The organism is Roseateles sp. P5_B10, from assembly GCF_056400485.1.
The window spans coordinates 1-7,485 of the sequence record NZ_JBFULE010000211.1 but is presented as its reverse complement, the minus strand read 5'-3'; the positions used below and the strand labels follow the sequence as shown (position 1 = coordinate 7,485).

The following is a 7,485-nucleotide window of genomic DNA, read 5'->3' as shown; positions in this document are numbered from 1 at the left end:
GTTCGCGATCGACCAGGGCCAGGCGTGAGGCGAGCCCGCCCAGGCTCACGTCGATGGCCGCCAGGGACTTCTGGCAGCGGGCCAACGCGTCGCGGTATTTGCGCACGATGCCTTCGGCGGCACGCAGTACGGCGATGGTGTGGTCCGACAGATCCACGCCGCCGAGGAAGTAGGCCGACTCATCCCGGGCCTTGTCTTCCGGGTCGGGGTCGAAGCTGATGTCGGCAAAGCGCACGCGCAGCGCACTGAGCTTGATCGGCGCGGCACGCAGCGGCTGGCCGCCGGGGTCGAACTCCTTGACCACGCCGTTGACGGTCTGCTTCTGCGCGATGCCGGGCACCTCCAGTTCGTCCAGGTCCAGGCCAAGCGCAGCGAGCTTGCTGATGACTTCGAGCCGCGTGGCCACGGTGAAGTCCTTGGCCTCGATGGCCCGCGGGCGCTCCAGACGCGAGGCGATGGAGGTGGTGCGGATCTCGGCCTTGCCGGTCAGCGCCGAGGAGTCGGTGACCTTGGTGCTGGGCGGCGGCGCTGTGGCCGCGGGGGCCAGCGGCACCAGGCCCGCCAGATTGATGTGCGGGTCGAGCGCGACCTGGCCGCCGATGATGCCGCCAATGCTTCCGCCACCAATGACGCCGCCGATGCGCGGCGCTACGGGCGTAAAGGCCGAGATGGGCGTTTCAATGACCCGGATCGGCGATGGCGCGGGTGTCATGAAGCCGCCGACGCTCCTGCCGATGCCCACATTGCTGGTCACGTTCAGCGCCGCCGCGCTTTCGGCGACGCCCGCGCCCGCCCGGGCGATGCCGCGCGACATGGGGACCGGCGCAACGCCGCCGGTGCGCGTGCGGATGGGGAAGATCGGCGGCGCGGTCGCACCATCCGGGCGCTTCAGCTGGGTCTCGCTCTTGACCGTGCCATAGAAGTCCGAGAGCTGCTCGCGTGTGGCGCTGGCGTTGTCGAGGTCGGCAATCTGGGTCAGCGCGGGCGAGACGGCGAAGCGGCTGGCCTGGGACTGCTTGAGCACCGTCTGGCGCAGCCGGTACATGTCGGTCTGCACGCGCAAGTAGCCGAGGTTGACGGCGTCGTCCGCCTCGTCGATGCGGCCGGACAGGTCGGCCACCGTCTGGCGCAGACCGTTCGCCTGGATCAGGGCAGCCAGGGGCTGGAAGCCGCGCTTGATGGCGTCGGCCTCGGTGGGGTCGAGCTTGCTGTCGTCGCCGGTGATGGGGGCGAGCTTGCGGCCGACGATCAGCGGGTCGGCCAGCAGCGTGGTCAGTTCGGCGGACTCGCGCTCGCCCTTCGCGTTGGCGCTGGCGTCGTAGGCGTTCTCGAAGGCTGTGTCGGCATCGCCCGGGTCGACGAAGTCCCAGGACTCGCCTTCGCCGCGCAGGGTGCCCGAGTCCCGTGTCTTCGGGTCGAGCCAGACGGTCTCCGCGTTGTCGCGCAGCACGCCCACGGGGCCGAACAGGGCCTGCCCGTCGTAGAGCGTGAAGGCGACGCCGCTGATGGTCGTGTCTTCCAGCGCCAGCGCCGCAGCCGGGATCTCGAGCCGGTGCCAGCGACCCGGCGTGGGGACCGCGGGCGGCTGGTCGGTGGACTGCTGCAGGCGCGACGGCGTGCCGTCCAAGCCCCAGCCGATCAGGTTTTCGCCCCAGTAGGCGCGGTGTTCCCAGCTGTYGGCGATCTGCCATTGCAGCATCAGCGTGCGCGGCGGGAACTCGCGRTCCAGCTGCACCCAGGCGWASAGCACRTCGCCCTTKYSCACGGCCAGGGTCTCGGYGGCGTGATCCAGGAAATGCTGGTGCAGGCCGCGCACGTTSGCCGARCGGTGCAGCAGGCCGGCTGGCGCGGGCAGCAGGGGCTGCAGGCGTTCGTCCTCGACGCGCAGCGGGTCGTCCTGCGGGTCGGGCACGGTGTCGGTGTTGTCAGGGCCTTCGGCGGCGATGCTCAGCGCCTCGCGCTGCTTGCGCTGGCGCTGGCGGCGGCGCAGCCAGTCGGCGCGGTCGTCCACATGGCGTTCGATGGCGTCGGCGATCTTGTGATCGGCGTCGGCCACTTCGGTCAGCAGCAGCTTGGGGTCGAACAGGGTCTGCGGCACCGGCACATAGACGCAGACGCTGTCCCGCACGGCGAGGTCGATGGGTGAGAGTCCGGCCGCTGCTTCCAGCACCAGGTCCAGCTGCTCGATCGGCACTGGCAGGGCAACCACGTCGAGCGTCGAGGGGAAGAAGACCTGCCGGGCGGCGCGGGCGTTGACGGCGTCGCGCGGCAGCAGGCCCGCGGGCGGCAGCGTCAGCATCTGGTCGCCCAGGGCCACCGTGTCATCCCCCGCTGCGGCGGCTTCGGTCAGGTGCTCGGTGAATTGGTCGATGCGCGCCTGCCACAGGAAGCGCGTGCCGGCGCCGAGCCTGGCATTGGCCTCGGCGCGCGGCCGGCCACCCAGGCGAGCGACGGCGGCGCGATCGGCGAACAGCGGCTGCCAGGCGGTGTTGACGGCCACCAGCGCCAGCGGCACGCCGCTGGCATGCCAGGGCATGCTCTGGCTGTTGCCCAGCTGGGCCTCGCGGGCGAAGACGGCATGGGCCAGCGCATTGCGCCAGGTGTTGCCAGGCGCGGGCAGGGGCAGCCATTCGTCGGGCCAGGCATAGAAGACGGGGCGCGTAGCGTCCTGGCGCACCTGATCCTCGAAGGCTTCGGCGTCCAGGTCGCGCTCGCACTGGTCGAAGGGATCGGCGCCTTGAACGACGCGGTGCTCGATGGGTTCCAGCACGACGATGCCCACCTGCGGCAGCGGCCGCCCGGCGGCCAGCAGGGTGCGCAGGCTGCGGCCGGTGGCGCGGGCGAACAGCACGCTGCCGTCGGCGTCTGCCGGCATGGCGGGCGCCGGGTCGGCATTGGACAGCAGCCAGGGCGGTGCGACGACGGGCAGGTCCAGCAGGTCGAAGGAGAAGGCCGCGGGGACGATGACCTCCTCGCCGCCTGCACTGAGCGCCATGCCGGGCTCGATGGTGATGCGGCGCGCGCTGTCGAGATCCAGACCACCTTCGGGCAGCGGCGCGGCGGCGCTGGCGATGGGCGCGATGGCGTCGTCATCGAAAGCCAGGGCCAGGCCCTCGACCACGCCGGCGCTGAGGGCGCGATTGAGCAGGGCGATGCGGCGCGCCCGCTGGTTCTGCTCGGCCTCCAGCAGCGGCGCGGTCAGGGCACGGCCGGCGAAGGCGTTCATGCGCCGCTCGCCATCGGGCGCGGTGCGGCTGGACAGGCGGGGCTGCACGGCCACGGCGATCTCGCCGGAGCCCAGGGCAAGTCGCTGCCCTTGGCCGGTGCCGGCCGGCGGCGTGACCTTCAGCGCGACGATGCGCGCGCCGTCCAGGGCGGGGGTGCTGCGGTCGCTGGCCATGGTGATGGGCTCCGGTTCAACGCGGCTTGGCAGGCATGAAGCGCGCTGCCAGCACCTTGTCGAGATTGGCCTTGCCGCGCGCCGGCACTTTGATGTCGGCCGACAGGCGCTGCGCCTCCTGGCCGCTGCTGCGCGAAAGCGTGCGGCCCATGTCGAGCAGCTGTTCGCTGCCGGCGAGCTTGTGCAGGGCCTCCTTGTCTTCCAGCAGGTCGGGGCGCTGGGCGGCCAGCTTGGCCAGGCCGTCTGCTACGCCCGGCGTGTTCAGCGCCGTGGCGACCTCGGCTACTGCGGCTTCGTCCATGGTCTTGTGCGCCTCCAACTGCGCCAGCGCGGCGTGAGCCATCAGCGGCTCTGAGAACTTGGTGGCGGACAGCAGCTTGACCGCCTCGGCGCGCGCCAGCGAGTCGGAGCGGGCGAGCAGCTTGTCCACGCGTTCCGTTTCACCCAATGCCTTGAAACGCTCGCGGATGATGTTGTCGGGGTTGGGGCCTTCGTTGATGACGGCGACGGCCACGCCTTCCACCTCGGGGCGTAGCGACACATTGCGCCGCCGGGCATACCAGAGGGTGGTCTGGGCGTTGACGAGGCTGGCCCAGGCGGTGTCGACGGGGTCGGTGATGGCCGGCGGCGGGAACAGCCCGGTCTTCACCAGTCGCGTGTTCTCTAGCAGGCGCAGCGACTCCGCCGGTGAACGCCTGAGGGCCAGCCGCGTGGCAGGTACGACCAGGGCGCGCGTGAGTCGCTGCTGCAACTCGCGCGCCCGTTGCGCCAGGGCCTCGCGGGGCACGGGCACGAGGATGCTGACGAAGGTCGAGGCCTGCGCCTCGGCGGCCAGTTGCAGGTCGATGGGCGGCAGGGTCAGCGACTCCTCGACCAGCATGGCGATCTCGTCCTGCGGCACCAACGTCAGCTCAGCATCGATGCCGGCGGGCAGCCAGCTCTGGCTGAAGTCCGCCGTGTTGACGGCCGCGGCTGGCAGGGGTCCCGCGGCCGGCAGGGCGGAGAAGAACTGGGCGGCGCTGGGCCGTCCGCCCAGGGGCCGCTTCATGACGTCGTCCAGCTGCGCCTGGTACTGGGCCAGGTGGGCCTCGCGCAGCAGGCGCGGCGCAAAGCCGAAGCCGAGCACGTCGGCGTGCGACTGGCCGGCGGTGCGGCGGGCGAGGTGGACGTCGATCCAGCGCACCGTGTCGCCGGTCAGGGCGACGAGTGCCAAGGCCAGGGTCTCGGCCGGCAGGCTGGGGCCGGCCTGCTGCACGAAGACCTCGCGCGCCAGTTCACCGCGCAGGGCGTCGGCGCGGTCGCCGGGCGCGTCGGCCACGTAATGCAGCGTCAGCGCGCTGGCCTCGACGATGTCGCCCGGCTCCACGGTGCGTTCGGCATCCAGGCCGGTCGGGTAGCTGGAGACCGGGTTGGCGCTGAACTCCAGCGCGCGCAGGCCCAGCACGAAGATGCCGGTGCGATTGCGCAGCGGCGGGATGAGCAGCTTCTTCTTGCCGCTGAGCTGCTGGGCCAGCGTCTGCAGCTGGAAGAGCTGGGCCAGCGACACCCGCACCGGTCCGGTCAGCGCGACCAGCTCGCCGGCCGTCGTGTAGCCAAAGCCCGGGCTGACCTGCAGCTCGGTCGCCACGCTGCCCTGGGAGACCTCCAGCCCCTCGACCACGCCCGCGCCCAGCGCCCGCGCGAAGCCTGCCTGGCGGGCCAGGAAATAGGACTGCTCGCGGGTCAGGTCGCGCGCGGCCAGGAATTTGCCGTCAAACCAGCGCGGCCGCACGCGGTGCGACTCCTCCACCATCAGGTTGGCCTCGCGCAGAGCGCGGGCGGTGTCCACGCTGACGACGGTGCGCTGGGTGCCACTGGCGGCACCGAATGAGACCTGGGGGGCTTTCTGGATGGCCATGGCGGTCTCCAATCAAATACCGAAGACGGCCGCCAGCGCATCGGCGGGATAGGCGAAACGGCGGCTGGTGTTGTCGATGTGGGCGGCGTCCAGCGCCGTGAAGACCGGCGTGGGGCGCGTGCCGGCGGGCACGGCGGCCGGCGCTTCGACGGTGGGGATCAGCAGTCGCGCGAGGAAAAGCGAGGTCGGGTCGGCCAGCGAGTCCGAGCCGTCGGCCGCCGCGCCGTGTTCGGGCAGGGGCGGCAAGGCCTCGCCGTCGGGACGGGCGAGGTCGTGGGCGTGCGGGTTGGTGGCGTCGTTCCAGCCGTCGAGCAAGGCCTCGCGCAGCGCGTCGGGCCGGTCGGCCGGGGCCAGCGCCCTCACGGCCTGGAAGCGCGAGCGGGGCAGGAAGTCGGTGGCCGGCGCGTCTTTCGCGTCGGGCCGCAGCACCAGCTCAAGTCGGAAAGCGTCGCGCACGCGGTTGGGCACGAGGGCGTCGGTGGCGTCGAAGGCGCCTTGCGCGAAGCTGGGCGTGCGGCCGCGGGCCTGGGGTGTGAAGCGCAGGAAGAGGTCGGCCACGATGCCTTGGGCGCCATGAGCGGCACGCAGCGCGTCGGCCGATTGCGCCAGGAACCAGGGTTCCAGGCGCACGCACCAGGAGCGCGGTACTTCGATAAGGCGGCCCAGGCGGTCGATGGCCAGGCCGGCGCCGACCTTGAGCTCGTGCTCGGTGCCTGCTTCGTTGGCGACCGCCTCGGCCTTGAGTCCGATCAGCGTGCCGGCACCGGCCAGGTAGGCCAGGGCGCGCGCCAGGCGGGAGCGGTGGTAGGTCTGCTCGTCGCGGAAGTCGTCGCTGCCCAGCAGTACGCCGGTGTCGTAGAAGGGGCGGTCGGGCCGGTCCAGGCGATCGGCGGCTTCCAGGGCATCGACTTCATCGAGGGCGTTCATGGGATCAGTCCTCTGTCAATCGGCGTCACCGGGCGCCGCGGCACGATCAGGCCGGTTTCCACGCTCACGTCCAGCGACACCGGCTCGCTCTCCACGCCCTGGTCGTTGATGACGACGAGGGTGAAGCGGTGCTTGCCGGCCGCGAGCTTGTTCTCGACCAGCAGCACCGGTTTCTCCTGCTCCAGTGGCTTGCCGACAGGCAGCACGGCCATGGCGGGTCTCACCGCACGGGGCCGAGATAGGTGTAGCGGTAGCTCTTGATGACACCGCCGATGTCGAAGGACTTGGAGCCATTGAGCTCGAAGTTCTTGCCGAGGTCGGCGACCTGCGGGCCGGCGATCACGGCGGTCGGGCGCTCGCGGTCGGCCACGATGACGTCGACCACGTCGGGCAGCGAGACATTGCCCGAGTCGTCGATGACCTCGAGCTGGAACTTGTGCCGGCCGCGCGCCAGCGGGCTGCGCGGGTCGACCTCGACGACGACGGTTGGCTGGTCGGTTTCGAAGGGAACGTTGATTTCGAGCTTGGCCATGGTGGCACTCCTTGGGAGGTTGAGGCTGGGTTATTCGGGGGCAGAAAGTCGCGTGAAGCGCCAGCGCGCGATCACGCCGTCGGGCGGGGGTTCGGAGCGGCGGCCGTCGAGCAGCAGATTGCCGCCCGGGCTGCCGATGGCAGCGGCGTCCAGATGGGCGCGTGGTGCTCCGTCAAAGGCGACCAGGCCGGCGCTGTCGTCCAGCCGCCAGTCCAGCGCACCGCCACCGGTGATGCGGTCGCCGCGGCCAACGCCGCTGCGACTGATGCGCGCCACCTCCAGCGGCACCGGCGCGCGCAGATAGCTGTCCACGCCGACGAGGGCAGCGATGCCGACCATGAAGGGCTCGCGAGCGGCCATCACCTTGACGAGGACATGGGCCGGCGCGATCTCTTCGGCGAGGTTGCGAACCATCGCGATCAGGTCGGCGTCCAGCCCTTCGTGCACGAGGATGGTGGCGCGGTGGGCGGTGCGCTCGTAGACGCTGGCGACGGTCTCGCGCTCGGCTTCGGAGTCGATCTCCTCGCCGAACAGCGCCAGGAACTCGCGGCGGGCCTCGGCATCGTCGGCGTCACCCAGGGTTAGCGTGTCACCGACGAAGGAATTGCCGGAGACGACGAGGCCGGGCAGCAGCGGGTCGTCGCTGCGCTCCAGGTCGATGCCCAGCAGCGTGGCCAGGGTGCGGCGCAGGCGGAAGTCCTCCAGCACGATGACGCGGCCGAGGCTCAC

General features: G+C 71.3%; 4 protein-coding genes and 2 pseudogenes. All 6 read right to left on the bottom strand.

Annotated features, from left to right (window positions below; genetic code table 11):
- Positions 1 to 3,400 (bottom strand): annotated as a pseudogene (locus tag AC1DU6_RS14555) (hypothetical protein); the annotation flags it as partial.
- A gap of 16 nt (positions 3,401 to 3,416) precedes the next feature.
- Positions 3,417 to 5,297, bottom strand: coding sequence for a hypothetical protein (locus tag AC1DU6_RS14550; protein WP_477857912.1), 1,881 nt, complete (start codon positions 5,295 to 5,297; stop codon positions 3,417 to 3,419).
- A gap of 12 nt (positions 5,298 to 5,309) precedes the next feature.
- Complete coding sequence (locus AC1DU6_RS14545) at positions 5,310 to 6,224, bottom strand: hypothetical protein (protein WP_056197024.1); 915 nt, start codon at positions 6,222 to 6,224, stop codon at positions 5,310 to 5,312.
- On the bottom strand, positions 6,221 to 6,436 hold the full coding sequence (locus tag AC1DU6_RS14540) for a hypothetical protein (protein WP_056197026.1): 216 nt from the start codon (positions 6,434 to 6,436) through the stop codon (positions 6,221 to 6,223). The genes AC1DU6_RS14545 and AC1DU6_RS14540 overlap by 4 nt, the downstream gene beginning before the upstream one ends.
- An 8-nt stretch (positions 6,437 to 6,444) precedes the next feature.
- Positions 6,445 to 6,756, bottom strand: a complete 312-nt coding sequence (locus AC1DU6_RS14535; protein ID WP_056197028.1) for a hypothetical protein — start codon at positions 6,754 to 6,756, stop codon at positions 6,445 to 6,447.
- A gap of 30 nt (positions 6,757 to 6,786) precedes the next feature.
- Positions 6,787 to 7,485: pseudogene (locus tag AC1DU6_RS14530) on the bottom strand (phage tail protein); the annotation flags it as partial.